The organism is Actinoallomurus acaciae, assembly GCF_042429965.1.
Classification (GTDB): domain Bacteria; phylum Actinomycetota; class Actinomycetes; order Streptosporangiales; family Streptosporangiaceae; genus Actinoallomurus; species Actinoallomurus acaciae.
Map to the genome: position 1 here is coordinate 1 of NZ_JBHLZP010000867.1, position 2,448 is coordinate 2,448.

A 2,448-nucleotide genomic window follows, 5' to 3' on the forward strand; every position below is an offset into this window, starting at 1 on the left:
TGACCATCGAGGTCGCCGCGGCCGCGACGGCGTACGGCCGCCGCGTCACCGGCGCGCCGGTCCGCACCGTGGTCCCCGGCCGCACGATCGTCGAGTACGGGCTGCGGCGCTCCCACCTGCGCGGACCACTGGTCGTGACCCTCACCGCGACGGCTCCGGCCCGGCTGCGGCGGCTGGTGCTGGTCGCCCGCTCGGGTCCGATGCCGCAGCGTCCGGCCGACGGGGAGACGGTGATGAGCTGGGACGACGTCGAGGTCCCGGCCCGTCTGTCGGTCGGGCTGCCGCGGCTGCGACGCCCGTACTACTGGCTCCGCTGCTTCACCGAAGACCCCGCGGTCGAACTCCGCGACCCTCCGGTCCGCCACCTGAAGGTGGGTTGATGCCGTCCCGTAATCGCTCCGCTCCCCCCGCGCCCGCCCGCCGGCCCCGGGCAGGGGTGCGTTGATGCCGTCGATCACGTGTCCCTACTGCTTCGCCCGGCTGGCGCGCGAACGGATCGGGTTCCGCTGTGCCGGCAGTCCCGGACGCGGCCCCGGCTGCGCGCCGCGGCTGGATGAGAAGCTCGCCGCCTACACCGGGTCGGCCGCGTCCGCCTCGCTGCCGCCGGTCTTCGACCCGCCGTCGGCGGCACGGCGGCTCGGCCGCGGGATGCCGCGCCGGGCGGCGTGCCCGGAGTGCGGTCAGGACACCGCCCGCCGCGTCTGCCCCGAGTGCCACAACCCGCTGCCCGGGGCGTACTGCGAGACGCCCGGAAAGATCGTCGCGCTCGTCGGGGCGAAGAACTCCGGCAAGAGCACCTACATCGCCGTGCTGTTGCACGAGCTGTCGCACCGCATCGGGGCCGAGCTGGGCACCGCGCTCGTGGCCTGCGACGACCGCACCATCGAACGCTACAAGCGTGACTTCCACCGCCCGCTGTTCGGCGACCGGCGGCTGCTGCCCGCCACGGCGAGCGCGGTGACCACGCCGCGCGACCCGCTCGTCTACCTGCTCACCCGCACCCGCCGGCGACGCATGCGGCAGCAGGACATGTCGCTGACGCTGGTGCTGTTCGACACGGCCGGCGAGGACCTGCGCAGCCGCGACGTGACCGACCTGCACCTGCGCTACCTGGCGGCGGCCGACGCGATCATCTTCCTGATCGACCCGCTGGAGCTGAAGGCGGGCGGCGGCGACCCCGACGGCGAGCCGATCAACGTCATCGCCCGGGTCACCGAACTGCTGCACGTCGGCCGGGACCTCCCCCACGGCCGGCGGCTCCCCGTACCGGCCGCGGTCGCCCTCACCAAGGTCGACGCGCTGCCGCTCGACGGCGCGCTCCAGCGGAACCGCACCGCGACGGCCGCGCTCGACCTGAACGACCGCGAGGCGGTGCACGAGCAGGTACGCGCGCTGCTGTACGACTGGCAGGCCGGTGAGCTGGACCGCTACCTGAGCCACGAGTACGCCGAGTACGGCCTGTTCGGGGTCTCGGCGCTCGGCGGCGTCCCCCGCGAGGGCGCGGTGGGCACGGGCGGGATCCGGCCCTACCGGGTCGAGGACCCGCTGCTCTGGCTGCTGCATCAGTTCGGAATGCTCGACGGGGTCCGCTGATGGCCTGGGACCTGCGCTACACCTCGGTGGAGTCCGGCCCGACCGGCAGGTCCGGTTTCCAGTTCGTCGCCACGACCCCGGGCACGCCGCCGGACGTCGTCCGCGCGGTCACGCCGTACATGAGCTACCGGCCGCCGCCGTCCGCGCCGACCGCGCCCGCGCCGGACGAACTCGCCGCCTTCCCGGTCGCCTTCGCGTACGGGCGGGAGGGCGACCACGCGGTGCTGGCACGGTGCCGGTACACCGGCCGCGACTACTCGGGCCGGTACGGCAATTTCTCCGGCCACGCCGTGGTGGCGGCGCCGCCGGAGCTGGAGGGGCTGCGGCCGATCGAGCTGTGGGAGTCGCCGGTGTGGGACGGCCCGCCCGAGGCGGTGCCGGACCTGGTCCCCGGCACGGCGTTCGACCCCGACTCCCTCGTCGCCTGGCTCCGGCGTGAGGGCGCCCACGACCGGCTGGCCGTCCTGCTCGACGCGGTGAGGGCCGCCCTGGCCGGCGGGCACGGGCGTGTCGTGCTGGTCGCCGATGACGCGGGGCTCGTCGCGCGCTGGATCGCGCTGGTGTCCTATTCCCTGCCGGCGGCGCTGGCCGCCGACCCGTCGTTCATCACCTACACCGCCGACCCGGAGTCGGCGCCGCAGTTGGTCGTGGGCACGGTGCCGGAGGCGTGGCCGCGCGGGGGCTTCCGTCTCGGCGAGCCCGTCCCCGGCGACGGCGAACGCCCGGGCCGCTTCGCCCGCGTGATCGCGGACTGCTGGCGTACGGGCGACCTGGACGGCATCGACGCCGTCGGCGAACTGCTGGCGGCCGGTCCGGCCGAGGACGCCACGCCCGACCCGGGCCCGGACGAGGGCC

General features: G+C 75.3%; 2 protein-coding genes and 1 pseudogene. All 3 read left to right on the forward strand.

The genetic code is table 11. The features are described from left to right. Positions 1-380, forward strand: a pseudogene (locus tag ACFFNX_RS48220) (hypothetical protein); the annotation flags it as partial. Between the two features lie 64 nt (positions 381-444). Further along, positions 445-1,593, forward strand: a complete 1,149-nt coding sequence (locus tag ACFFNX_RS48225) for a TRAFAC clade GTPase domain-containing protein (protein ID WP_378213155.1) — start codon at positions 445-447, stop codon at positions 1,591-1,593. Further along, a partial coding sequence (locus tag ACFFNX_RS48230) for a GAP1-N2 domain-containing protein (protein WP_446678564.1) occupies positions 1,593-2,448 on the forward strand: 856 nt, incomplete at its 3' end. The genes ACFFNX_RS48225 and ACFFNX_RS48230, both read left to right, overlap by 1 nt.

What these genes read in the sequence shown, in the direction of transcription:
- ACFFNX_RS48225 (WP_378213155.1), top strand. Translation starts at nt 445, where the DNA reads ATGCCGTCGATCACGTGTCCCTACTGCTTCGCCCGGCTGGCGCGCGAA.